The organism is Kitasatospora sp. NPDC098663 (assembly GCF_044760075.1).
Lineage (GTDB): Bacteria > Actinomycetota > Actinomycetes > Streptomycetales > Streptomycetaceae > Kitasatospora.
The window spans coordinates 342078-366142 of sequence record NZ_JBIWAP010000003.1 but is presented as its reverse complement, the minus strand read 5'-3'; the positions used below and the strand labels follow the sequence as shown (position 1 = coordinate 366142).

Annotated in this window: 18 protein-coding genes, 1 pseudogene and 1 riboswitch; of the genes and pseudogenes, 10 read left to right on the top strand and 9 right to left on the bottom strand. The window is 74.9% G+C overall.

The genetic code is table 11. The features are described 5' to 3' along the window. Positions 1 to 239: pseudogene (locus ACIQVZ_RS05280) on the bottom strand (manganese transporter); the annotation flags it as partial. Between the two features lie 327 nt (positions 240 to 566). Further along, positions 567 to 744, bottom strand: a riboswitch (M-box (ykoK) riboswitch). A gap of 212 nt (positions 745 to 956) precedes the next feature. Between ACIQVZ_RS05280 and ACIQVZ_RS05275 the strand changes: the two are divergent. After that, entirely contained in the window at positions 957 to 2255 is a 1299-nt protein-coding gene (locus tag ACIQVZ_RS05275; RefSeq protein WP_402447363.1) for a YhgE/Pip domain-containing protein, read from the top strand. Positions 2256 to 2302: 47 nt separating this feature from the next. On the opposite strand, the gene ACIQVZ_RS05270 is transcribed toward ACIQVZ_RS05275, so the two are convergent. After that, positions 2303 to 4570 carry an FdhF/YdeP family oxidoreductase gene (locus ACIQVZ_RS05270; protein ID WP_402447387.1) on the bottom strand — a complete coding sequence of 756 codons (2268 nt, stop codon included), beginning with the start codon at positions 4568 to 4570 and terminating at the stop codon, positions 2303 to 2305. 92 nt (positions 4571 to 4662) lie between these two features. Next, the gene (locus tag ACIQVZ_RS05265) at positions 4663 to 5133 is read right to left on the bottom strand and encodes a GreA/GreB family elongation factor (protein WP_350883130.1); all 471 of its coding nucleotides are present in this window, start codon (positions 5131 to 5133) and stop codon (positions 4663 to 4665) included. 297 nt (positions 5134 to 5430) lie between these two features. Between ACIQVZ_RS05265 and ACIQVZ_RS05260 the strand changes: the two genes are divergently transcribed. Further along, on the top strand, positions 5431 to 6873 hold the full coding sequence (locus ACIQVZ_RS05260) for a glyceraldehyde-3-phosphate dehydrogenase (protein WP_350883128.1): 1443 nt from the start codon (positions 5431 to 5433) through the stop codon (positions 6871 to 6873). 12 nt (positions 6874 to 6885) lie between these two features. Here ACIQVZ_RS05260 and ACIQVZ_RS05255 read toward each other — a convergent pair whose 3' ends face one another. Continuing rightward, on the bottom strand, positions 6886 to 7404 hold the full coding sequence (locus ACIQVZ_RS05255) for a hypothetical protein (protein ID WP_402447360.1): 519 nt from the start codon (positions 7402 to 7404) through the stop codon (positions 6886 to 6888). Between ACIQVZ_RS05255 and ACIQVZ_RS05250 the strand changes: the two genes are divergently transcribed. The 4 genes from ACIQVZ_RS05250 to ACIQVZ_RS05235 all read left to right on the top strand — a co-directional run bounded on the left by ACIQVZ_RS05250 (position 7388) and on the right by ACIQVZ_RS05235 (position 14087). Then, a complete protein-coding gene (locus tag ACIQVZ_RS05250; protein WP_402447359.1) occupies positions 7388 to 7891 on the top strand; it encodes a hypothetical protein in 504 nt (167 codons plus the stop codon). The two genes, ACIQVZ_RS05255 and ACIQVZ_RS05250, sit on opposite strands and share 17 nt — an antisense overlap. 313 nt (positions 7892 to 8204) lie before the next feature. Next, the gene (locus ACIQVZ_RS05245; protein ID WP_402447357.1) at positions 8205 to 9233 is read left to right on the top strand and encodes a hypothetical protein; all 1029 of its coding nucleotides are present in this window, start codon (positions 8205 to 8207) and stop codon (positions 9231 to 9233) included. Positions 9234 to 9288: 55 nt separating this feature from the next. Then, a complete protein-coding gene (locus ACIQVZ_RS05240; protein ID WP_063349747.1) occupies positions 9289 to 11175 on the top strand; it encodes an HSP90 family protein in 1887 nt (628 codons plus the stop codon). Then, the gene (locus ACIQVZ_RS05235) at positions 11175 to 14087 is read left to right on the top strand and encodes a hypothetical protein (RefSeq protein ID WP_402447355.1); all 2913 of its coding nucleotides are present in this window, start codon (positions 11175 to 11177) and stop codon (positions 14085 to 14087) included. Before ACIQVZ_RS05240 ends, ACIQVZ_RS05235 begins: the two co-directional genes overlap by 1 nt. Before the next feature lie 60 nt (positions 14088 to 14147). Here ACIQVZ_RS05235 and ACIQVZ_RS05230 read toward each other — a convergent pair whose 3' ends face one another. Next, the gene (locus ACIQVZ_RS05230; protein ID WP_402447353.1) at positions 14148 to 15440 is read right to left on the bottom strand and encodes a carbohydrate-binding protein; all 1293 of its coding nucleotides are present in this window, start codon (positions 15438 to 15440) and stop codon (positions 14148 to 14150) included. Between the two features lie 207 nt (positions 15441 to 15647). Beyond that, complete coding sequence (locus tag ACIQVZ_RS05225; protein ID WP_402447352.1) at positions 15648 to 16598, bottom strand: LysR family transcriptional regulator; 951 nt, start codon at positions 16596 to 16598, stop codon at positions 15648 to 15650. A gap of 188 nt (positions 16599 to 16786) precedes the next feature. Here ACIQVZ_RS05225 and ACIQVZ_RS05220 point away from each other — a divergent pair, with 188 nt between their 5' ends. From ACIQVZ_RS05220 to ACIQVZ_RS05205, 4 genes are read left to right on the top strand one after another with little or no spacing between them, the layout of a single operon-like run. Beyond that, a complete protein-coding gene (locus ACIQVZ_RS05220; protein ID WP_402447350.1) occupies positions 16787 to 17134 on the top strand; it encodes an EamA family transporter in 348 nt (115 codons plus the stop codon). 54 nt (positions 17135 to 17188) lie between these two features. Continuing rightward, the gene (locus tag ACIQVZ_RS05215) at positions 17189 to 17725 is read left to right on the top strand and encodes an EamA family transporter (RefSeq protein WP_402447348.1); all 537 of its coding nucleotides are present in this window, start codon (positions 17189 to 17191) and stop codon (positions 17723 to 17725) included. Between the two features lie 9 nt (positions 17726 to 17734). Next, positions 17735 to 19045 carry a sensor domain-containing protein gene (locus ACIQVZ_RS05210; protein WP_402447346.1) on the top strand — a complete coding sequence of 437 codons (1311 nt, stop codon included), beginning with the start codon at positions 17735 to 17737 and terminating at the stop codon, positions 19043 to 19045. Next, a complete protein-coding gene (locus ACIQVZ_RS05205) occupies positions 19030 to 19686 on the top strand; it encodes a response regulator transcription factor (protein WP_350883112.1) in 657 nt (218 codons plus the stop codon). Before ACIQVZ_RS05210 ends, ACIQVZ_RS05205 begins: the two co-directional genes overlap by 16 nt. 62 nt (positions 19687 to 19748) lie before the next feature. Here ACIQVZ_RS05205 and ACIQVZ_RS05200 read toward each other — a convergent pair whose 3' ends face one another. From ACIQVZ_RS05200 to ACIQVZ_RS05190, 3 genes are all read right to left on the bottom strand, one after another. After that, on the bottom strand, positions 19749 to 20972 hold the full coding sequence (locus ACIQVZ_RS05200) for a lanthionine synthetase LanC family protein (protein WP_402447344.1): 1224 nt from the start codon (positions 20970 to 20972) through the stop codon (positions 19749 to 19751). A 137-nt stretch (positions 20973 to 21109) separates the two neighbouring features. Continuing rightward, positions 21110 to 21280: a hypothetical protein gene (locus tag ACIQVZ_RS05195; protein ID WP_350883108.1), complete on the bottom strand. Its 171-nt coding sequence runs from the start codon at positions 21278 to 21280 to the stop codon at positions 21110 to 21112. Between the two features lie 12 nt (positions 21281 to 21292). Further along, complete coding sequence (locus tag ACIQVZ_RS05190) at positions 21293 to 24064, bottom strand: lantibiotic dehydratase (RefSeq protein WP_402447342.1); 2772 nt, start codon at positions 24062 to 24064, stop codon at positions 21293 to 21295. Between the last annotated feature and the right edge of the window lies 1 nt (position 24065).

Below are 24065 nucleotides of genomic sequence, written 5' to 3'. Positions count from 1 at the left end.
TGCCCCGCCTGTCCGTACGTCGAGAAGGCGCCCGCGTCGTTGTCGCCGACCATCACGATCAGGCCGGGGCCCACGATCGCGAGCAGGGTCTTGAGTCTTGCGGACAGGCCGTGGCGCGGGGTGGTGTCGTCGAGCCGGATGGTGCCGAGCGCACCCTTGATGTCGCCGACGTGGGCGTCGTCCAGTACCGCTGAACGCGGGGCGGGGACCTTGGAGTCGAGTGTGGCGTTGGTGGTCATGACGATCCTCCCGTGGGCCCCGGGGCAGGCGGGGCGATCGGGGGCGCACGGCGGCGATCCCCCTGCGGACGGGCGCGGCGCATCGCCACCCGGCGGTGCGGGCCCGTTCGGGCACGGCGAAGCCGGGTGTCGAGGTGATGAGCCGTCAAAGATGTTCGCAGGGAGGGTCGTTACCGCGTGCCGGGAGTGTGCGAGGACAAGCGGGGGTAGGGGCAACTGTGGCCCGGACTACTGCAATCCATGTCTCTCGCCTCCTCCCGGTCGACGCACCCCGTGGTGCGTGTGATCGACGCGGCAAGGAGTTCGCCGGCGCGCGAAGCGACCGCCGGTTCACCCCAACTCGTCAGAGCTTTGGCACTCCACGGCGTGTCCAGCCCGGTCGGGCCGGAAGCCACTTCGGATCAACCCTTAGGTCGGGAAGATCTGTCCTAACCCTGGGCGTCTCTCGACGTCGTCGGATCAGTGGCCTGTGTCCGTGAAGAAGCCTCACCGAACGAGGTGCCTTCTTCAAACCTCCAGAAGCATAGACCGCGCGGAGGCCGATACTTGCGTACTTGGTAGAACCTTTACCTTCAGTCTCCGGCCGCCCCGGCCGAGGCGCGGCGGGCGGCGGCGGGGCGGATCGGGTGACGAGGGGTTTTGCCGCCGGGCCGCCACGGAACGACTTCCCACCGCATCGGCAGCAGCACCAGGTTGCGCCCGAATCCGAGGGGTGGCATGGCGTCCGCAGGCTCCCAGGGCGGTCCCCGGCAGGCGCGGGCCCTCGTGCTCGCCCGCCACGCGAAGCTGTGGCTCGTTCCGAGCATCCTGTGCGGCCTGCTGGCCGTGGTGCTGTCGCTGCTCTACATGGGCGGCATCCTCAACCCGAACGGGCACCTGCACCGGCTCCCGATCGCCCTGGTGAACGCGGATCAGGGCCCGCCGCCGCCGGGCCGGACGGAGAGCCTGGGCGCGCGGCTCAGCCGGGAGATCGTCGCCGGGACGCCCGGCAGCACCGTCGAATGGCGCCAGGTCGACCAGGCCGAGGCGATGGACCAGCTCTCCACCGGGAAGGTCTACGGCGCGCTGGTCGTCCCGCAGGCGTTCACCGCCGACGTGGCGGCACTGACCACCGGCCGGGCCACCGAACGGCCCACCCTGACGGTGCTGACCAACCCCGGCCTCGGCAGCCTCGGCTCCTCGCTGGCCTCCCAGATCACCCAGTCCGCCGCCCACCAGGCCTCGCTGGCGCTCGGCAAGGAGCTGACCGCGGCCGTGCCGCCCACCGCCTCCGGCACGGGCACCAGCGCCACCGCGCGGCTGCTGCTCGCGGACCCGCTCGCCGTCACCACCCGGGTCGGCCACCCGATCGGCGCCCACAGCGGGCTCGGCCTGAGCGCCTTCTACTACACCCTGCTGGCCGTGCTGACCGGCTTCATCGGCGGCAACATCATCCACAACGGCGTCGACACCGCGCTCGGCTACAGCGACAGCGAGCTCGGCCCCTGGCACACCCGGCGCCCGACCGTCCCGATCACCCGCACCCAGACCCTGCTGCTGAAGATGGTCATGACGGCCGGCATCATGCTGCTCACCACCACCCTGGTGATGCTCTGCTCGGTCACCGTGCTCGGCATGGACGCCCCGCACCAGGGGCTGCTCTGGGTCTTCGCCTACTGCGCCAGCCTCGCCGTCGGCCTCGGGGTCCAGGCGATCAACGCGGCGTTCGGCGGGATCGGGCAGCTGGTGTCCATGTTCGTCTTCATCGCGCTGGCGCTGCCCTCCTCGGGGGCGACCATCCCGCTCCAGGCGGTGCCCGGCTTCTACCGCTTCCTCAGCGTCTTCGAGCCGATGCGCCAGCTCAGCGACGGCATCCGGGCGATCCTGTTCTTCGATGCCCGGGCGGACGCGGGCCTGGCCCGGGGCTGGACCATGATCGCGGTCGGCGTGCTGCTCGCCCTGGCCTTCGGCTTCGGGATGACCCGGTACTACGACCGCAAGGGCCTGCACCGCTGGACGCCGCAGCCGTCGGAGTAGGCGCGGTCGTCGGCGTGGGCGTTCGGAGCGGGCGCCGCGCCTGATCCCTACGCCTTGGTGACGGTGACCTTGAGGTGCTTCATGATCGGCTGGTCGCTCTGGGTGCTGTGGTCGCCGATCGCGCACAGCACGTTCATCTCGGGCATGTAGCCCGCCGCGCAGCCGCGCGGGATGTCGTACGGGATCGCGAGGTAGCCGTTCAGGGTGCGGGTGCTGCCGTCCTTCGCGGTGCTGGTGATGTCGACCGGGTCGAGCTCGGCGATGCCGCGCTCGCGCATGTCGTCGGTGTTCAGGAAGACCAGCGTGCGCAGGTTCCGCACGCCCCGGTAGCGGTCGTTGTCGGAGTAGATCGTGGTGTTCCACTGGTCGTGGGAGCGCATGGTGCCCAGCGCCAGGGTGCCCGGAGCGGGGACGACGTCGGGCAGCGGCGCGGTGGAGAACTCGGCCCGCCCGGAGGGGGTGAGGAAGACCAGTTCGCGGGCCGGCTGCTTGATCCGGAACCCGAGGGGCAGCCGCACCCGGCGGTTGAAGTCCTCGAAGCCGTCCAGTGCCCGGGACATGGTGTCGCGGATGCGGTCGTAGTCCTCGATGTACCACTCCCAGGGCGTCCGGCTGTCCGGCAGCGCCGCCCGGGCCATCCCGGCGACGATGGCGGGCTCGGACAACAGGTGCGGGGAGGCCGGGCGCTTCATGCCGACGGACAGGTGCACCATGCTCATCGAGTCCTCGACCGAGGTGCTCTGCACCCCGCCGCGCTGGTGGTCCTTCTCGGTGCGGCCCAGGCACGGCAGGATCAGCGCCCGGCGGCCGTGCACCAGGTGGCTGCGGTTCAGCTTGGTGCTCACCTGGACGGTCAACTCGCAGCCGCGCAAAGCCTCGTGGGTGTAAGGCGTGTCGGGCGCGGCGAGCGCGAAGTTGCCGCCCATGGCGACGAAGACCGTCACCTCGCCGCGCCGCATCGCCTCGACGGCGGAGACGGTGTCCAGGCCGTGCGCGCGCGGCGGGTCGATCCCGCAGGCCTCGCCGAGGCGGTCCAGGAACTCGGGCGAGGGGCGGTGGTCGATGCCGCAGGTCCGGTTGCCCTGGACGTTGCTGTGCCCGCGTACCGGTGACGGGCCGGCGCCCTCGCGGCCCAGGTTGCCGCGCAGCAGCAGGAGGTTGACGATCTCCCGCACGGTGTCCACGCCGTGCTCGTGCTGGGTGACGCCCAGGCACCAGCTGACGATGGAGCGGTCGGCGTCGCGGTAGACCCGGGCGGCCTTGAGGACCTCGGCCCGGCCGAGCCCGCTCTGCCGCTCGATCTCCTCCCAGGGCGTGTCCTCGCACAGCGCGCGGTAGGCCTCGAACCCGGTGGTGTGGCGCTCGATGAACTGCCGGTCCAGGGCCCGGGGGTCGGCGGTGGCCTGCTCCAGGATCGCCTTGGCCATGCCGCGCACCAGCGCCATGTCGCCGCCGATGCGCGGCTGGAGGTTCAGCGTGCTGGTCTTCGTGGACTTGAACAGCGCCATGTCCACGAACTCGTGCGGGACGATGGTGCGGGTCGCGGCCGCCTCGACCAGCGGGTTGATGTGCACGATCTGCGCGCCGCGGCGGTGCGCGTCGGCGAGGGCGGTGAGCATCCGGGGCGCGTTGGAGGCGGCGTTGACGCCCATGATGAACAGCGCGTCGGTGACCTCCCAGTCCTTGAGGTCGACGGTGCCCTTCCCGGTGCCCAGCGAGGCCTGGAGGGCGCGTCCGCTGGCCTCGTGGCACATGTTGGAGCAGTCCGGCAGGTTGTTGGTGCCCAGTTCGCGGGCCATCAGCTGGTAGAGGAAGGTGGCCTCGTTGCCGAGTCGGCCGGAGGTGTAGAAGGCGGCCCGGTTCGGGTCGTCCAGCTCGCGCAGGGTGCGGCCGACCAGCTCGAAGGCGTCCTTCCAGCCGATCGGGACGTAGTGGTCCGAGCCGGCGTCGTACACCATCGGCTCGGTGAGGCGGCCCTGGTCCTCCAGCGCGAAGTCGCTCCACCCGGACAGCTCGGTCACCGAGTGGGCGGCGAAGAACTCGCGGCCGACCCGCTTGCGGGTCATCTCCCAGGTGACGTGCTTGATGCCGTTCTCGCAGATGTCCAGGTGCAGGCCCTTGGTGTCGTCCGGCCAGGCGCACCCGGGGCAGTCGAAGCCGCCGCTCTCGTGGTTCATCCGCATGATCGCCCGGGGCCCGTCCACGTACGCGCCCTCCTTCACCAGGAAGCGCGTCACGCTCTTCGCGGCGCCCCAGCCGGCGGCCGGGTGGTGGTACGGCGCGAACCGCGGCGGCCCGACGGGGTCGGGGCCCACGGCCGGCTCGTCCTGGACGGGGCGGTCCTGGGCGGCGTGGTTCCGCGTGGGGTCCTGCGCGGAATCGTCCGGCGCGCGGTCGTCGGGGGAGCTCACGAAGCCCTCCGTCCGCCGACCGCCAGCACGACCGCGCTCGCCGCGCCGTTCGGCGCCTCGTAGCTCACCGTCTCCCCGGCATGCCGCCCGAGCAGCGCCCGCCCGAGCGGGCTGTCGGCGGTCACCAGGGTCTCCTCCCGCACCTCGGCGAGCTCCGCCACCTCGACGGTCTCCTCCACCCCGTCCGCGAACCGCACGGTGACGGTGGAGCCCACCCCCACCACCTCCGTGGACGGCGGTCCGGCGGCGGCCCCCTCGCGGACCCGGGCCTCCAGCTCGGCGATCCGCTCGTCCAGCCGGGCGACGTCGTCGGCCCGCTGCAACTCGTCCGCCGCGTCCGCCCGGTCGCCGACGTCCTCCCCGCGCAGCGTCCCCACCACTTTCGCCCGCTCGCCGCGCAGCTCGGCCAACTCCTCCTGCACGGCGCGCAGGGCCTCGGCACTGATGGGCTCGGGACCGTCTGTCATGGCTGCTCCCGGGTCGTTCGCGGAACGCTCAAGCACGGGTCGCTTCCATTACCCCACCACCCCGCACCCCCGGCAAATCCGCCGCGGGCGAGGCCCCCGCGACCGGCCCCGGGGGTGGCGGTGATCACCTTCGCGGTGGGCGGGCGCCGCAGGGGTGGGCCCCGGCCGGGACGAAGTCGCAGGTCCGGGCGGTGCGGGCGGGGCGAGGTCGGGCGGGCGGGGGGAGGGACCGGCCGAAGGGGCGGGGGCGGGCGAAGCTACCATGTGCGCAACACCCTCAGCTCGAAAGATGGACTTGTGACTGTCAACGACGACGTGTTCACGGACTGGAAGAACCGCGAGGAGATCGCGGAGTCGATGATCCCGATCATCGGGCGACTGCACCGCGAGCGGGACGTGACCGTCCTGCTGCACAGCAGGTCCCTGGTGAACAAGTCGGTGGTCAGCATCCTGAAGACGCACCGCTTCGCCCGCCAGATAGCCGGCGCCGAGCTCTCGGTCACCGAGACGATGCCCTTCCTGAGCGCGCTGACCACCCTGGACCTCGGCCCCTCGCAGATCGACATCGGCATGCTCGCCGCGACCTACCGGGCCGACGACCACGGCCTGTCGGTCGAGGAGTTCACCGCCCGGGCCGTCTCCGGCGCCACCGGCGAGAACAAGCTGGAGCGCCGCGACGCCCGCGACGTCGTCCTCTACGGCTTCGGCCGGATCGGCCGCCTGGTCGCCCGCCTGCTGATCGAGAAGGCCTCCGGCAACGGCCTGCGCCTGAAGGCCATCGTCGTGCGCGACAGCGGCGGCGACGACCTGGTCAAGCGCGCCTCGCTGCTGCGCCGGGACTCCATCCACGGCCAGTTCCAGGGCACGATCACCGTCGACGAGGCGAACAACAAGATCATCGCCAACGGCAACGAGATCACCGTGATCTACTCCGACGACCCGACCAAGGTCGACTACACGGAGTACGGGATCAAGGACGCCATCCTGATCGACAACACCGGCCGCTGGCGCGACCGGGAGGGCCTGTCCAAGCACCTGCGCCCCGGCATCGCCAAGGTCGTGCTGACCGCGCCGGGCAAGGGCGACGTCCCGAACATCGTCCACGGCGTCAACCACGACACGATCAAGCCCGACGAGCAGATCCTGTCCTGCGCCTCCTGCACCACCAACGCCATCGTCCCGCCGCTGAAGGCGATGGACGACGAGTACGGCGTGCTGCGCGGGCACGTGGAGACCGTCCACTCGTTCACCAACGACCAGAACCTGCTGGACAATTACCACAAGGCCGACCGTCGCGGCCGCTCGGCACCGCTCAACATGGTGATCACCGAGACCGGCGCCGCCTCGGCCGTCGCCAAGGCCCTGCCGGACCTCCAGGCGAAGATCACCGGCAGCTCGATCCGCGTCCCCGTGCCGGACGTCTCGATCGCCATCCTCAACCTGCAGCTGGCCCGCGAGACCAACCGCGAGGAGGTCCTCGACTACCTGCGCAACGTCTCGCTGACCTCGCCGCTGAAGCGCCAGATCGACTTCACCGACTCTCCCGACGCGGTCTCCAGCGACTTCATCGGCTCGCGCCACGCCTCGATCGTCGACGCCGGCGCCACCAAGGTCGAGGGCGACAACGCGATCCTCTACCTGTGGTACGACAACGAGTTCGGCTACTCCTGCCAGGTCATCCGGGTCGTCCAGTACGTCTCGGGCGTCGAGTTCCCGACCTACCCGGCCCCGGCGGTCTGATCCTCCGGCGACTCAGGCAGTTCCGGCGGTTCCGGCGGCGGGGCGGTGACCACCACGGTCACCGCCCCGCCGCCGTTCCGCTCCTGATCGGCCCGGGTGCACCCGGGCGCGGGCCGGCCGGGGGTGGCGGCTATCTTGATGGGTCACGGACATCCGGAGGGAGTGGGCGATGGGGATGGGGACGGCTGGTCGGAGGGTGGCTTCCGCAGTGGCGGCCGGGGCGTTGATGGGGGTGCTGGCCGGCTGCTCGGCGGGTTCTGCGGGGAGTTCCGCGGCGGGCTCGGACGCGGCCAAGGGCGCGGCGGGGGCGGCGAGTGCGGTGGCGAGCGCGACGGGTTCGGCGGGCGGTGAGAGCGCTTCGGTCCCGGCGTCGGCTTCGGCGTCGGCGTCTGTGCCCGCCGCCGCGACGGGGGCGGGGGCGGGGGCGGCCTCGGCGCCGGCGACCGGGGGCGGCGGCGCCGGGGCGTCCGCTCCGCCGGCCGGTGCGGCGACGCCCGGAGCGGATCTGGAGGCGGTGCTGCTGGACGACAAGCTCGTCGGGCAGGTGCTGCCGGACGCGAAGGCGATGACGGGCTGGGAGGAGGAGAAGCGCAAGGTCGACACCATCGACCACACCACCACCTGCACCGCGTCGGCGCCGTGCACCGGCAAGCCGCTCAGCGGCTCCGTCCGGTTCTCCTCGGGGGACGTGGTCGCCCGTTTCATCGTCGAGACGCTGCCGAACCGCGACGCCGCCAAGGGCAAGCTCAAGGAGTCCTACGCCTCCTACGGAGCCGGGCCGTTCCGCAAGGTCGACTCCCCGGTGCTGGGCAGTGAGAGCCAGGCCTTCCAGGGCCAGCTGGGCGAGAGCGAGGGCATCGGCATCGTGCTGCGCTCGGGCACCGTCGTCGCCAGTGTGACCACCGAGGGCGGGCCGGCCGACGTGGCTGCCGCCCGGCGGTTCGGGGCGATGCTGGTCAAGCGGATCGAGCAGGCCCAGGCGGGCAGGACCCCGGACGCCGGGCTCGGACTGGCCTGACGGCCGCCGCGTACGCGGAGCGGAGCGAAGCCCCGGGCCGAGGAGGCGCCGGGGCCGTTTGCGCTCGGCGCCGGAGCGGACGGAGCCGCCGCGTTCGACGTGCCCTCGACCGCGTTCGACGTGCCCTCACCCCGGCCGTCGGCCCCGGCCGTTCGCCCCGGTCGGCGGGCCGTGGGGCGGTCCCCGCGGGTGCCGGACCGGGACCGCCCCTGGGCTGGGGAAACGGATGTCGGTCGGCCGTGATATCTACTCATCTGGGGTGGCCGTCGTGCGGCCATGCGAAAGATGCCGATGATGTTCGAGGGGGCCACACATGCCGCTGTTCCGACGCCGCTCCGGCGAGGAGTCCGCGCAGGGCGGGGCGGGCTGGCGCGGGAGGGTGCGACGGGCCGTCGGGTCCGCGCCCGTGAAGGCCGTTGCGGCGCCGCGGCTGGATCCGGCGCTCGGGGACGAGTCGCTGCGCCTGATGCTCGCCCAGGCCGCCGCCGGTGACTGGGCGGCCCTGGGCCCCGCGCTGGCCGCCGTCGGGGACGGCGTCGACCTGACCGGGCGGGTCGGTGCGATCGCGGACGTGCCCCGGGTCGAGGAGTGGACGGCCCGGGCCCTCGCCGACCGGCCCGAGGACACGTCGGCGCTGCTGCTGTCCGGTGCCCGGCACGTCACCTGGGCCTGGGAGGCCCGGACGGGCGCCCGGGCGAAGCACGTGTCCGAGAAGCAGTGGAAGGTGTTCCACGAGCGGCTGGACGTCGCCGAGGAGCAGCTGCTGGAGGTCGCCGAGCGCGAGCCGTCCTGGCTCGCCCCCTGGTACTTCCTGCAGATCAGCGCCCGCGGCGCCTCGCTCCCGGCGGAGGTCGCGACCTGCCGCTTCGAGGCCGCCGTGCGCCGTGCTCCCGGGCATCCGGCCTCGCACCGCCAGCGCCTCCAGCAGCTGTGCGCCAAGTGGGGAGGCTCGCACGAGGAGATGCACGCCTTCGCCCGCGCCTCGATGCTCGCGGCGCCGGAGGGCAGCCAGCTCGGCGAGCTGGTCGTGCTGGCGCACCTGGAGCGCTGGCTGGACCTCCCGGACGGTGAGGACCGCGCCTACCTGGCCAGCGCGGAGGTGGTGGCCGACCTGCAGGAGGCGGCCTTCCGCTCCGTGCTGCACCCGGACTTCACGCCGGTCCGCGGCTGGCAGGGTTCCTTCAACGCCTTCGCGATGGCCTTCTCGCTGGCCGGCCAGCGCAAGACCGCGCGCCTGCTGTTCGAGGCCTTGGACGGCGCCGTCACCGAGTCGCCCTGGCACTTCCTGTCCGGTGATCCGCTCAAGGCGTTCGCCTCCCACCGGGACCGCTGCGCGTACTGACGCCCCGGCCCGCCCAGAACCTCCGTCACCCGCCCCGCGATCGAAAGAGCCCCCGGTGTCCCCATCCGAGAACCCGACGCCCGACAACGCGGCGAGCGCGCACACCTTCCAGGTGGACCTGCGCGGCCTGGTGGACCTGCTCTCCCACCACCTCTACTCCAGCCCGCGGGTGTACCTGCGCGAGCTGCTGCAGAACGCGGTGGACGCGATCTCCGCCCGCCGCGCCCTCGATCCGCAGGCGCCGGCCCGGATCGTCGTGCGCGCCGACGACGAGCTGAGCGTCACCGACACCGGCGTCGGCCTGACCGAGGCGGACGTCCACACCTTCCTCGCCACCATCGGCCGCAGTTCGAAGCGCGACGCCGACGGCCGGCTGGACGGCGCCGGGCTGGCCCAGGCCCGCGGCGACTTCATCGGCCAGTTCGGCATCGGCCTGCTGGCCTGCTTCGTGGTCGCCGACGAGATCACCGTGGTGACCCGCTCCGCCGCCACCCCGGACGCGCCGGTGATCGAGTGGCGCGGCGGCTCCGACGGCCGCTACACGATCCGCACCCTGCCCGCCGCGGCCAAGCCGGAGCCGGGCACCACCGTGACGCTGGTCCCGCGCGCCGACGCCGTCGAGTGGACGCGGTCGGGCCGCGTCCTCGCGCTGGCCCGGGACTTCGGCAGCCTGCTGCGCCACGACGTCACGGTGGTGGACGCGAACGGCACCGAGCACCGGGTGAACCGCACCCCGCCGTGGGCCGAGCGGCACGGCTCGCCGCTGGCCCGCCGCGACGCGCTGACCGAGTACTGCCGCGCCGCCTTCGACTTCGCCCCGCTCGACACCATCGACCTGGACCTGCCGCTGGTCGGCCTGCGCGGCGTCGCCTACGTGCTGCCGGACGCGGCCCCGCCGTCCCGCCGTTCGGGCCACCGGGTACACCTCAAGGGCATGCTGCTGTCCGACCAGGCCGACGAACTGCTGCCGGACTGGGCGTTCTTCGTCCGCTGCGTGGTGGACACCGACGGCCTGCGCCCGACCGCCTCCCGCGAGGGCCTGTACGCGGACGAGACGCTGGCCGCCGTCCGCGACGCGCTGGGCGTCCGGATCCGCGACTGGCTGACCGGCCTGTCCGCGAGCGATCCGGCGCTGCTGCACCGCTTCCTGTCCGTGCACCACCTGGCCGTCAAGGAACTCGCCCGCTACGACGACGAGTTGCTGCGGATGATGCTGCCGTGGCTGCCGTTCGAGACCACCGACGGCAACGTCACCCTGGACGAGTTCACCCGCAGCCACCCGGTGGTGCTGGTGACCCGCACCGTCGAGGAGTTCCGCCAGGTCGCCCCGATCGCCGGCGCCGCCGGCCTCGGCGTGGTCAACGGCGGCTACACCTACGACCGCGACCTGGTGCACCGGCTGCCCGAGATCCGCCCCGGCGTCTCGGTCTCCGACCTCGACCCGGGCACCGTCACCGCGCACCTGGACACCGTCGACCCGGCCGCCGAGCTCGCCGCGAACGCCTTCCTCGCCGTCGCCCGCGAGGTGGTCGGCCGCTTCGACTGCGACGTCGCCCTGCGCAGCTTCCACCCGACCAACGCGCCCGCGCTGCTGCTGGACAACCGGGAGGCCCGGCACGAGCGCAGCCGCGCCCAGCTCGCCGAGGAGGCCGACGGCCTGTGGGCGGACATCCTGGGCTCGCTGCGCGCCGAGGCGCCCCGCGCCCAGCTGGTGCTCAACCACCTCAACCCGCTGGTGCGCCGCGCCGCGACGGTCACCAACCGCGAGCTGGCCGTCACCGCCGTCGAGGCGCTGTACGGGCAGGCCGTGCTGATGACCCGCCGCCCGCTCAAGGCCAGCGAGAGCGCCCTGCTCAACCGCTCGTTCATCAGCCTGCTCGACCACGCCATGCTCGGCCACGAGTCGGCCGGCCCGGACCGCACCGACCCGAAGGAGGCCTGATGCTGGACACCCCCGACGCGGTGATGGCCGCGCTGCGCGAGAACGACGCCCGCCCGTACGGCCGCCAGCGGACCGTCGCGGCCGAGGAACTCGTCGACGCCGCCGAGCAGTTCGACGACACCGGGGCGCGCTCGATGGCCCTGCTGGAGCTGATGGAGGCGTACGAGTACGACGGCGAGCGCAGCAAGAGCCCGGTCGTCTTCGCCCGCCTCCTCAAGCTGTGGGACGCCGACCCGGACGGCTTCGGCGAGTGGGCCCGCCAGCAGGTGTTCTGGCGCTTCAAGTGGGTGGCCGGCGCGCTCCTGGGCAACCCGGACGTGCCGCTGCCGGCCCTGCGGCGCTGGCACACCGAACTGCGCGACCGCTACCGGGCGGCCGGCTTCGACCTCCAGCCGTACTACGCCCAGCGCTACCACCTGGCCGCGCAGACCGGCACCGGCCGCCAGGACGCCTACGAGCTGTGGACGGCCCGCCCGCGCTCCGAGCTGAGTGACTGCCACGCCTGCGAGACCCGGGCGCGCGCCGAGCACTTCGCGGACGCCGGCGACGACGCCCGGGCGCTGGACGTCCTGCAGCCGGTCCTCGACGGCCGGAGCAGCTGCGAGCAGGAGCCCGCCCTCAGCCAGGCCGCCGCCCTGCTCCCGCTGCTGCGCCGGGGCCGTCTGGACGAGGCCCGCTCCAGCCACCTGACCGGCTACCGCGCCGCGCGCGGCAAGGCCTCGATGGCGCACGCCGTCGGCCGCCACGTCGAGTTCTGCGCGCTGTCCGGCAACGAGCCGCGCGGCCTGGAACTGCTCGCCGAGAACCGCGACCTGTTCGCGGTGGCCGGCGAGCCGTCCGCGCTGCTGTCCTTCCTCACCGGCGTCGAGGTGCTGCTCGCCGTCCTGGCCCGGGGCGGCCACGGCGGGCTCGCCGTCAGCGGCCCGCCCGGCACCTCCTGGACGGCGGACACCCTGCTCGCCCACGTGCGCGCCGAGGCCGACGCGCTCGCCGCCCGCTTCGACGCCCGCAACGGCACCGACGCGGTCGGCGCCGACCGGCGCGCCCGGCTGGCCCGTGAGCCGCTGCTGGCCGAGCCGCTGGCCCTCGGCGTGCGCGCCGCCGCCGCGCCCGAGCTGGCCGCCGCCCCGGCCCTCGCGCCCGCACCGCGCCGGGCCGTCGAGCCGGAGCCGGAGGACTTCACCGCCCTGGTGGTCCGGGCCCGCGAGCTGGAGCTCGTCGGGCACCCGGACGCCGACCGGCTCTGGCGGCGGATCGCCGAACGCGCCGCCGCCGACGGCTTCGCCCACCCCGAGGGCACCGCGGTCGGCAGCCCCGAACGGCTGCGCGCCGAACTCGCCGAGCAGCGGGCCCACCAGGCGCTGGAGCGGGACGAGCACGCCGACGGCCGGGCCGGGCTGCTGGCCGCCGCCGAGCTGTTCGAGCAGGCCGGGCTACCCGGCCAGGCCCTGATGGTCCGGGCCCGCGCGCTGATCGTGGAACTCGGCGACGTCGAGGGCGCGGTGGCCGACTGGCCGGCGCTCGACGAGGCGCTGCGCCGGGCCGAGGAGCTGCGGGCCGCCGGCGCGATGGCGGACGACGACCACCTGATCGTGTGGCAGGTCCGCGCCTACGCCGCCCACCACGACCTGGTCGAGGCGCTGCCCGAGCCGCCCGCCGAGGCCGTCGAGCGCTTCGAGGCGGCGGCCGGCGGCTACCACCGCACCGCCGTGGAGCTGGGCTCCGCCCGCCGCGCCGCCACCTCCCGCCAGTACCTGGCCGACGCGGCCGCCCGGCAGGGCCGGCTGGCCGAGGCCACCACCGAACTGCGCGAGGTGCTCGGCGAGTTGGACGCGGCCGAGCTGCCCTGGCACGCCCCGCGGGTGCTGGGCCTGCTGGGCCAGGTGCTGCTGCAGGGCGGCGAGTCCGCCGAGGCCGTCGAGGTGTTCCACCGGGCGCTCGCCGAGGCCGCCCGCTGGGGCGACGACTCCTACCCGTACGCGCCCACCTACCTGATGCTCGGCCACGCGGCCATGGGCGCCGGGGACAGCGGCGGTGCGGTCCGGGCGCTCACCGAGGCGGCCGCGCGCTTCGACCGCAAGGGCCGGGAGGCGGCCGAGGACGCCGCCCGGGCCCGCCTCCAGCTGGCCGACGTGCTGCGCGCCGCCGACCGGACGGCCGACGCCGTCGCGGTGCTGGAGTCGGTGCTGCTGGACGCCGCCGCGTCGGAGCTGGACGTACGGATGCTCGCGCAGGCCCGGCTGGACCTCGCCCGGGGCCTCACCGAACTGGACGAGCACCGGGACGCCGCCGAGGAGTACCTGCGGCTGGCCGACGTCGTCGCCGGCTGGGAGGAGCAGGACACCCACACCATGGTCGCCTGCGAGGCCGCGCTGGCACTGGCCCGGGCGGACCGCTGGGAGGCCGCGAAGGCCGCCCTCGACCGCGCCCTCGCGGCCCACGCCGAGGCCCCCCAGGTGGACCAACTGGCCGCTACACTGCGCGAGTTCGCCCGGCTGACGATGCACGCCGAGGGCCCGGAGGGGCTGGCGTCGGCGCTGGCCCGGCTGGCCGAGGCGGACGCCGCCGGGGAGCATGCCGGGCAGGCCGGTCAGGAGTACAACCCCTGGTACCTGCGCGGCGGTTCGCACTACGAGCGGGCGCGCTGCCTGGCCATGGCCGAGCGCCACGAGGAGGCGCTGGCCGAGGTCGAGCGGGCGATCGCGGTCTACGAGGGCGGTGACGAGCGGGCCGGGACGTCCCGGGCCGAGGCCGTCCGGCTGGCCGCGCTGATCGAGGGCGCCGACCTCGGCCGTACCGAGGCGGCCGTCGCCCGGCTGACCGCGGGCATCGCCCGCTGCGAGGCCGCCGGCCTCCCGGAGGCGGCGCGGGTGCTGGCCGACCTGCGGGAGCGGTTCGCGGCCGCGAACTGACGTGCCCGGAGCCCGGGGGTGCGCAGATCCCCGGGCACCAGGCGTCAGCCCGTCAGCCCGTCAGCAGGGGCCGTCGTCGCCCCAGACGCCCCACTGGCCGCTGGCGCTCGGCACCTCGTTCAGCGTCCACCACTTGGCGTGGTACTTGTGGCCGCCGTACGAGACCTTGCTGCCGCTGGTGTACGTGGTGCTCGCGCTCCACGCCGGGTCGGTGCAGGCCCCGGGGGTGGTCGGGGGAGTCGTCGGCGGCGTGGTGGGCGGGGTGGTCGGAGGCGTGGTCGGCGGGGTGGTGGGCGGGGTCGCCCCGGCGAACTTCACGGTGTACTTGGTGAAGTCCCAGTCGTTCTGCGCCACGCTGGAGCAGGAGCCGGACAGTCCCGGGTCCACCGGGCCCGTGCACTGCCGGTCCCGGTTGACCGACCAGTAGGTGTACCGGGCCAGGTTGTGCGCGGTGGCGAAGTCCAGCACGGCCTGGAAGTCCGCCTGCCGGAAGTACTCGGCGGCGTCGGTGCGGCCGTTCATCATCGACACGCCCTCGTGGGCGTAGGCCGTCGCCTCGGACCAGCCGAAGGTGGTCTGGAGGATCTGGTTGAACTTCACCAGCGCGTCGGTCTGCGCGGCGGCGCCGTTGAACCCGCCGTCGAACGGCATGATCGAGTAGTTGTTCGGCGTGAAGCCCTGCGACTTGGCCTCGTTCAGCATCTGCGTGCCGAACCAGCCCGTCCCCGCGTTGGTCCCGGCGGTGGTGATCGAGATGTAGAGACCGGGGTTGTTCTGCTGGAGGATCCGGGCGGCGCCGATCTCGTTGTGGATCGCCGCGGTGTTCTCGTACTCCGGCTCCTCCAGGTCGAAGTCGATCGCCTTCAACTGGTACTTGGTGATCACCTTCTGGTACCCGGCGGCGGTCGCCTCCGGCGTGCCGCAGACCTGGCCGAGCTTGGTGCCGCCGTAGCCGCCGACCGACACCGAGACGTCCCCGCCCTTGCCGCGGATGGTCTGGATGACGCCGGGCATGGTGGTGTCGGTGTCGATCGAGGAGGTGCCGCCCCAGGACGGCGAACAACCGGTGCCCTGGGCCAGGATGAACGCCAGTTGGAAGGCCTTCTGCCCGGTGGCGTCCATCACCGCCCCGGCGTCCGGCGGGCTGTTGTCCTCGGGCATCAGGTAGGGCGCCGAGGCGTACCAGTTGCTGCCGAGGCCGGTCGTGGTGTCGGCGGCGGCGGAGCCGGTGTCGGCGAGCGCGGCGACGCCGCCGGCGACCAGGCCGAGCACCCCGGCCACGGCGGCGGCGACCCGGCGCGGGCGGCGGCGCTGGTTCCGGGGGGCGGGGTGCGGGGGAAGTGCGCGTTCCATCGAGGGCCTTTCCAGGCGGACGGCGGTGGGGGAGGGGCTGCTGACGCCGGAGGTGGGGGTGGCGCGCAGACCGAACGGGTGTCCGGCAGGGGGTAGTTGCCGAAGGCTGTCACTGGTATAGACCTGTCGGGGAAGGGCGGTCAACCCCGAAATGGTCAAGCCGGGGCCCGGCGCCGGCGGTGGACCGGGCGCCGAACGGGCTCCCCGTCAGGCGCGCGCCGCCACGCGGACCCCGGCCCCCGCCCCCTGCGCGGCGTCACCGGCTTCCTGCGCGGCGCCCACCGCTCCCCGCGCGGCGCCCACCGCCGCCAGCAGCCCGCCGACCGCCGGCGACCACGGCCGGCTGGTCGGCCCGGTGAGCGTGAGCGTGCGGTGGACGGCCGGCCGGATCGGGACGAGCACGCAGTCGGCCGGGAGCATGGTCAGCGCCAGCGCGGGCATCACCGAGACCCCGACGCCCGCGTGCACCATGCCGATGAGCGTGTTGAGATCGCGGATGCGGTGCCGGGGGGTGAAACGGGCGCCGGCCCGGCGGAAGGCCTCGCGGATGTGGCGTTCGCAGCCGCCCTCGGAGAGCAGGAAGTCGTCGTCCTCCAGGTCGGCGACGTGGATGGCCTCCTGCCCGGCGAGCGGGTGGTCGCGGCGCAGCAGCGCGTGCATGGAGTCGGCCCCGAGCGCGACCGCCCCGGGCGGGAGCGGCCCGGGGTCGACCAGGACGGCGGCGTCGACGGTGCCCGCCTCCAACCAGGTGGCGAGCTCGTCGTCCTCGCCCTCGAAGACCCGGACGGTGACCTGCGGGTAGGCGGCCTTCCAGTCCCGGAGCAGCCCGGGCAGCAGCGCCTGGCAGACGGTGGTCGGCGCGGCGAGCCGCACGGTCCCGACGGGGCCGCCGGAGTGCCGGGTGGCGATGGCGCGCACGGCGGCGGCGGAGGCGACGGCGGTGCGGGCGTGCGGGAGGATCTGCTCGCCCAGGGGAGTGGGCCGGGCCGGGGTGCCGCGCAGCAGGACGGGCGCGCCGAGGGTCCGCTCCAGCGCGGCGACGGCGTGCGAGACGGCGGATTGGCTGATGCCCAGTTCGTCGGCGGCCGCGCCGAACCCACCGGTGTCGGCGACCGCGACCAGCGCCCTCAGCTGGGCCAGGTTGACCTCCGAGGCCATGAGACTTCCTCATCCATCCGGTGCTGCCACTTGTTGGACTCATGCTCTGCCGCCGGGCCACCCTCTGTCCAGACAGGATCCGAGGCGGGACCGAGGCGGACCCCAGGCGGGACCCGAGACGGGCCCCGAGACTGGACCCTGGGCGGGACCGACACGGAACCAACGGGACGAAGATGGAGGTGGTCCGGGTGCGGCGCTGGTTGCCGGGCTTCGTGGCGCTGTCGGCGATCTGGGGCGCGAGCTTCGCGCTGATCAAGGTGGCGGTGGAGGCGGGGGTGCCGCCGCTGTGGGTGGCGCTGTGGCGCTGCGCCCTCGGGGCGGTCACGCTGTGGGCGATCCTCGTGCTGCGCCACGAGCGCGTCCCCCGCGACCGCGCGCTCTGGGGGCACTCCGCCGTCGTCGCGGTGCTCCTCAACACCGTGCCGTTCACGCTGTTCTCGTTCGGCGAGACCCGGGTCAGCTCCGTCCTCGCCGGGGTGATGAACGCGACCACCCCGCTGTTCACCCTGCTGTTCACCGTCCTCACCGTCGCCTAGGAGCGCCGCCCCGGCGCCCGCCGGCTCTCCGGACTCGCCCTCGGCTTCGTCGGCGTGCTCACCGTGCTCGGGGTCTGGCGCGGCATCGGCTCCGGCGAGGCCGCCGGCGGCCTCGCCTGCCTGGCCGCCGCCTGCTGCTACGGCGCGGGCTTCGCCTACCTGCGCCGCTTCCTCTCCGGTCGGCCGGAGTCGGTGGTCACCCTCTCCGCCGTCCAGATCGCCTGCGCCACCGCCGAGCTGGCCGCCATCGCGCCGTTCGCCGCGGGCGCCCCGCGGTGGCCGGGGGTGGGCGCGGCCGGCGCCCTGCTGGTGCTGGGCGCGGTCGGCACCGGCCTCGCGTACCTGCTCAACCTCGGGCTGGTCCGCACGGCCGGCACCGCGGTGGCCTCCGCCGTCACCTACGTCATGCCGCTGTGGTCCACGGCCCTCGGCGCGGCCTTCCTCGCCGAGCCCGTCGGCTGGAACGCCCTGGCCGGCGGCGTCCTGGTGATCGCCGCCGTCGCCCTGACCCGCCCCCGGCCCGCAGCCCGCCCGGTCGGCTCCGCCGCCTCCACGTCCGACGCCCCGAGGCCTGGTCAGAGGGTTCGTTAGAGTGGCCGGGTGAACGAGGGGGAGCAGCAGCCGACGGCCGTCTGGGCCGCGCTGCGAGCCCATCCGCTGCGCTTCCCCGTCACCCCGTGGGTGCCGCGCTGCTGGGCGTACCTGCTCGGCGGCGCGCTGCTCGGCCCGCTGCTGCTGGCCGCCCTGACGGTGCTGCTGGTGCTCGGTCTGGGCCTGTCCGTGGTCGGGGTCGGACTGCCGGTCCTCCTGGCCCTGGCCCTCGCGGGCATCCCCGTCGCCGCCCTCGAACGCCGACGGCTGCGGCTGGTCGAGCCGGCACCGCTGCCCGACCCGCACCGCCCGCTGCCCGGTGCCGGCCGCCGCGCCCGGCTGCGGACCCGGCTGCGCGAGCGCGCCACCTGGCGCGAACTGGCCCACACCGCGCTCACCGCGACGGCCCTCGCCGCCGCCGCGCTCGGCTTCAGCGCCGCGCTGCTGTTCTCCGGCGCCCTGGTCGCCTCCCCGGTGATCGTCTGGGCGCTGGCTCCCGAAACCGTCATGATCATCCCCGGCCGGGCGGTGCCCGGGCCGCTCGCCGCCCTGCCGTTCAGCGCCGCCGGGCTCGCCGGACTCCTCCTCTGCGCCTACGCCGGGGCCCTGCTGACCGCCGCCCAGGTCGCCCTCGCCCGCCTCCTGCTCGGGCCCCGCGAGGAGGACACCGGGCGGCAGGTCCTCGAACTCACCCGCTCCCGGGCCCGGCTCGCCGACGCCTTCGAAGCCGAACGCCGCCGCATCGAACGCGATCTGCACGACGGCGCCCAACAGCAGCTCGTCGCGCTCAGCATGACCCTCGGCCTCGCCGACCACGCGCTGCGCGACGGCAGCGCCGAGTCCGGCGACCGGGCCACCGCCCTGGTCGCCCGGGCCCGCGGCGAAGCCCGGCAGGCCCTGGAGCAACTGCGCGGCCTGGTCCGCGGCATCCACCCCCAGGTGCTCACCGACCACGGCCTCGCCGCCGCCGTCGCCGAGGTCGCACTGCGCCACCCCATCCCGGTCCGGTCCGACTTCGACCTCCCCGGCCGGCTGCCCGCCCCCGTCGAGACCACCGCCTACTTCACCGTCACCGAGGCGCTCACCAACGCCGCCAAGCACAGCGGCGCCGCCACCATCACCGTCAGCGGGCGCATCGCCGACGGCCGGCTGGTGCTCCAGGTGACCGACGACGGCCACGGCGGGGCGGACCCGGCCGCCGGGGCCGGACTGCGCGGACTCGCCGACCGGGTGGCACTCCTGAAAGGACGGCTCATGGTGACCAGCCCGACGGGCGGCCCGACCACGCTGCGGCTGGAGGTCCCGTGCTCCGGATCGTGATCGCCGAGGACGCCGTCCTGCTGCGCGCCGGACTCGTCGAACTCCTCACCCTCGGCGGCCACCGGGTGACCGCCGCCGTCGGCGACGCCCGCGCCCTCGCCGCCGCCGTCGACGCCGAACGGCCCGACGCCGTCGTCACCGACGTCCGGATGCCGCCCGACTTCTCCGACGAGGGCCTGCGCGCCGCCCTCGACCTGCGCGAACGCCACCCGGGCCTGCCCGTCCTGGTGCTCTCCCAGTACGTCGCCACCCCGTACGCGACCCGTCTGCTCGCCGCCGCCGGCGCCCAACCCGCAGGCCTCGGCTACCTCCTGAAGGACCGCGTCGGCGACGTCGCCGACTTCCTCGACGCCCTGCGCCGGGTCGCCGCCGGCGAGACCGTCATCGACCCCGACGTGGTCCGCGTCCTGCTGCGCCAGCAGTCCGCCGACCACCCCCTCACCCGCCTGACCCCCCGCGAACGCGAAGTCCTCGCCCTCATGGCGGAGGGCCTCAACAACCAGGCGATCGCCACCCGGCTCACCATCACCGAGGCCTCGGTGGTCAAACACTGCGGCAACATCTTCATGAAGCTCGACCTCGACCCCACCGAGGGCAACCGCCGCGTCCTCGCCGTCCTGGCCCATCTCCGGGCGGCGTAGGGCGGCGTAGCGCGGGCGGTGCAGGTCGGTGGAGGGCGCGCCCGACACCGGGCGTCGGCGGCTCAGCGCAGGCCGAGACAGGGCAGCCAGGCCCGTGAGGCGTCGTGGCCCGCCGTGAGCAGGGCGCACAGCGGGCCGGCCGCGCCCCCGAGCAGGCCCATCCCCTCCGCGCCCAGGGCCTCCACCTCGGGCAGGCGGGCCCTCAGGTGGGCGAGCAGGCGGGCCCTCAGCGCGGCCGCGGCGGGCAGACCGGCGTGGTGGGCGAAGGCGTCGGCCACCGCCAGCACGCCCGAGGCGCCGTGGCACAGGGCCAGCAGGTCGCTCGCGCGGTCGCCGAAGAGGTGGAACCGCTCGTCGTACCGTTCGGCGAGCGTGCCGAAGGCCGCTGCGGCCCAGTCGGCCGTCTCCCGGTCGCCCGTCGCGTCGGCCGCGTCCCACAGGGCCCAGGACACTCCGGGGGTGCCGTAGCACCAGGCCTGGCGGGCGCGCGCTCCGGCGGGTGGTGGGCCGTCGAGCCCGGCGCCGTCCCAGGTGCGGATGGAGCGGGCGTCGTCGAAGGACTGCCGCACCAGCCACCCGGTCGCGCGGCGCAGGGCGGGCGTCAGGGCGGGCTGCGGTCCGAGGTGGCGTACCGCTGCGGTGAGTGCGATGACGACTCCTGCGGCGCCGTGGCCCGTCCCGGTGTTGATCCGGCCGTCGAGCCAGCCCAGGTGCGGGTGGCCGGCGTACTGCCCCGTCCGCAGCCGGGGCAGCTCGTCGGTGTCGCACAGCCGGGCCAGGTGGTCGGCGTACGGGCCGAGTTGGGCCGGTGTCGGGCGGGCTCCCGTGGTCAGGGCGAGCAGGGTGCCGGAGGGGCCGACGATGAGGTCGTAGTCCGGGAAGGCGACCTGTTCGGAGCGCCAGTCGAGGGCCGGCGCGGTGCGGACCAGGTGGTCGCGGAGCCGGTCGGCGACCGGATGCAGGCCCGGGTGGACCAGGGCTCCCAGCCGCAGGCCCGCCAGCGTTCCGGCCAGCCCGCCGTCGTACAGCCCGCAGTGGCCCGGCCCCTGGCCGGCGGTGCGGGCCCACAGCGCCACGGCCCGGGCCGCGGACCGTTCGGCTTCCGGCGCTCCGGTGGTGTGCAGCAGGGCGGCCAGGACGGGGATGCCCGGATCGGAGGGGCGCTCGGCGACCGCCGGGCTCTCGCGGGGCCGGGCCGACCAGGCGTCGAGGAGCCGGACGGCGATTCCGGTGACGGCGGTGCCGGCGGTGTCGGTGTTCTCGGCGTTCGCGGTGTGCTGCGGCACGGTGACTCCTCGGGAACGACGGGTCGGCACTCCGCCCGGCCGTCAGGGGCCGGGCGGAGTGCCGGTGGTGGCGGCCGTCAGGGGCCGCTGTCCGGGTGGCCGTCCGAGGGCGTGCCCTCGGACGGCCTGACGGGAGATCAGCAGAACAGGCCGCTACAGAGCAGCACCGTGTCGCAGATCAGGACGGTGCAGACGCCGCTGCAGCCGCCGCTGCTGGCCTCGGGGGTCGGCAGGGTGGTCTCGGTGATGCGCGCGTCCAGGTCGCCGATGAGGGCGTCGAGGTCGGTGAGCGCCGTGATGTCGGGCATGGTTGTCCTCCTTCAGGAGCGGTGACGGGTGGAGACCGCCCCGGTGGCCCGCCCGCGAGGGGCGGGCGCACCGGGGACGTCGGGTTCGCCGCGCAGTGCGGCGGCGGCGGGCTCCGCGAGTTCCTCGGCGCCCTGGTCGAACGGAAGTCTGAGCAGCAGTTGGGCGGCGACGGCGGCACCGCCGTGCACGGGGTCGTGGAGCAGCAGGCCGCCAGGGTCGGGGAGCATCTCCTCGACCAGCAGGTCCGCACCGGGGTGGCGCGCGCAGATCCGCTCCAGCAGGGCGACCGAGGTCAGCGCCGCGAAGTCCACGGGCACCGGTTTCGGCTGGGGTACGGCCCGGACGAACGCGAAGCGCGGCAGTCCGGCGCAGCGCCCGAGGGCGGCGAGGGCGCGCATCTTGGTCAGGTCGCCGTCGCCGGGCCGCCACAGCCGGGCCGCCGGCACCCGCCAGACGGCGGGGCTGATGACCAGGGCGCCGCCGCCGACGGTCACCCGGGGCAGCCGGTCCGTGTCGGGGAACGCCTCGGCCAGGCCGTCCAGGCGGATCAGGCGCGAGCCCGCCGGGTGGCCGGCGGCCAGCAGCAGCCGGACCAGGACGTCGTACGGGGGCAGGGGTGTACGGGTGGCGTGGTGGACGGGCAGCAGCCGGCACCCGTCGGCCTCGGCGATGATCCGCGGGCCGACCCGTCGCAGGGTGATGCGCTCCAGCGGCAGGTAGCAGGCCGTCAGGCCGTCCGCTCCCTGGTACGGCAGGGGATCGGGATCACCCGTCCACCAGCCGGTGATGACCGGCCGCCGTACGGCGTTGGCGGCGCGTCCGGCCAGCGGCGGCACCAGCAGTTCGACGAAGCGCGCCCCGGACAGCCGTTCGACGGAGGCGAGGAAGGCCCGGTAGCTGCGGAGGTTGTCGTAGCCGCCGTGCAGGGTGTGGAGCGCGTCGGCGAACCGGGCGTCCAGCACGCCCGCCGGTGAGGCGGTCTCCAGGACCGCGACCGGACCGGGGCCCGGCAGCGGACGCAGCACGCAGTCCAGGGGCCAGGGCGGCAGCGCGGTCGCGGCCGGGGGCGCCCCGAGAGTGTCCAGCAGGTCGTCGTCCAGGTCCACCGGTCCGCTGCCGGCCCGGGCGGACAGGTGGGCCAGCAGCCCGGCGTAGCCGGAACCGGAGGTCTCGGCGGGGTGCCAGCCCGCGTACCGGCGCGGGGGCGGAGGCGGCGGCGGGCAACTGCCGTCGGGCAGGTGGCGCGCGAGGATCTCGCCGAGGGGGCACGGCCGTTCGGTGAGCTCCGCGAGCTCGGCGGGCAGCCGGTGCGGGTCCGGCCCCGCGAGCCGGTCGGCTTCCCGCAGCCAGGCCACGCGGGCGGCGGTGTCGAGGCCCTGCTGCACCTGGCGGGCGGCCGTTCCGGAGACCGCCGAGGCTATGGCGCGGTAGGAGTCGGTGAACCACGGCCGGGCGTCGTCGGCGGGGGCGGCGGGGCCGGTGGTACGGAGCTCCGACGCGGGTGCCGGCGCGGGTACGGGTGCGGGTGCGGGTATGGGCGCGGGTACGGCGGAATCGGCGCTCGGTGCGGGTGCCGGAGGAGGCGCCGGTTGCGGGAGGGTGCCGCGTGCGCGGACGTCCTCGGCGGCGAGCCAGCCCGTGGTGCGGCGGCGCGGGGCCGCGCAGGCCTGGAGCACGCCGAGTCCGAGCAGGTGCGCGAGGAAGCCGCGCAGCACCGCGGGAGCGGAAGCCGCCGCCCCGGCCGCCGTTGCGACGGTCGTCGCCGTGCCCAGCAGAGCCGCTTCGAGGTCGCCCAACAGGCGGGGGCCGTCGGCCAGGTGGGCCAGCACGTGATCCAGGGGGAGGGACCGCCGCAGGTCGACCCGCCGCAACCGGCCCCGGTCGTGCGGGTCGGTCACCCAGCAGCGCAGGACACCGGCTCCAGGTGCGGTGCCCGCCGGCTGGGGGAAGTGCAGTGGAGCCAGGGCCAGCACCGTGGCCGGGTCCGCCGCCCGCAGGTCCAGGGCGCCGAGCCGGGCCCGCACCCCGTGGACGTTCTCCACGGCCTGGGCCGCCACCTCGCCGAGGGCCGTGCCGGGCGGGACGAGCCGCGGCAGGGCGCCGTCGGCCCCGCCGCCGTTCGCGCCGTCCTTCGCGTCCGCCGGGGTGACCGGCAGCAGGGTGACCTGGCCGACCCAGCCGCGCGGGGTGGTCTTCGCCGCAGCCCGGCCGAGCGCCCGCCACACGTACGCCGCCCGCTTGCGCAGCCGCTTCCCGCTCCAGGACTCGCCCGCCGCCAGTCGGCCGGCCACGTCTGCGGCCGCTCCGGGTTCCACCTCGTCCAGGAAGGCCCGCATGACGGGCGACGCGCACACCAGGGACCAGCCCAGGGCGCCCACGCGCTCGCGCTCGGCCGCCACCGCGGCCTCCAGCCGCCGCAGGGCGGCGGCCGCCGACTCGGCCTCGCCGGCCAGCCGTGCGGCGTCCGCGGCGAGGCCGCCGGCGGCGGGCAGCCGCCCCAGCAGCCCGCAGTCGGCCGGGCCCGGTGCGGCGCCGGAGTGCAGCCGACGGCGCACGGCCAGCACGGCGCGGCGGTCGGTGGCGGTGAGGGCGGGGTGCGGCACGACCAGGATGCCCAACTGCTCGGCCAGTCGGCGGGCGTGCTCCGCCCGCCGCTCGTCCCGCCGGGCGTGGTCGGCGACCTGTGCGAACAGCTCGGGGTTGCCCGCCGCCGCCCACGCCGCCAAGGGCATGCCGGCCACGCGGAGCAGTGCCGCGGCGCCCAGTTCCCGGTCCTCGTCCACG

Coding starts and splice junctions, on each gene's coding strand:
- ACIQVZ_RS05275 (WP_402447363.1), top strand. CDS start 957: ATGGCGTCCGCAGGCTCCCAGGGCGGTCCCCGGCAGGCGCGGGCCCTC.
- ACIQVZ_RS05265 (WP_350883130.1), bottom strand. CDS start 5,133: ATGACAGACGGTCCCGAGCCCATCAGTGCCGAGGCCCTGCGCGCCGTG.
- ACIQVZ_RS05245 (WP_402447357.1), top strand. CDS start 8,205: ATGCCGCTGTTCCGACGCCGCTCCGGCGAGGAGTCCGCGCAGGGCGGG.
- ACIQVZ_RS05235 (WP_402447355.1), top strand. CDS start 11,175: ATGCTGGACACCCCCGACGCGGTGATGGCCGCGCTGCGCGAGAACGAC.
- ACIQVZ_RS05230 (WP_402447353.1), bottom strand. CDS start 15,440: ATGGAACGCGCACTTCCCCCGCACCCCGCCCCCCGGAACCAGCGCCGC.
- ACIQVZ_RS05225 (WP_402447352.1), bottom strand. CDS start 16,598: ATGGCCTCGGAGGTCAACCTGGCCCAGCTGAGGGCGCTGGTCGCGGTC.
- ACIQVZ_RS05195 (WP_350883108.1), bottom strand. CDS start 21,280: ATGCCCGACATCACGGCGCTCACCGACCTCGACGCCCTCATCGGCGAC.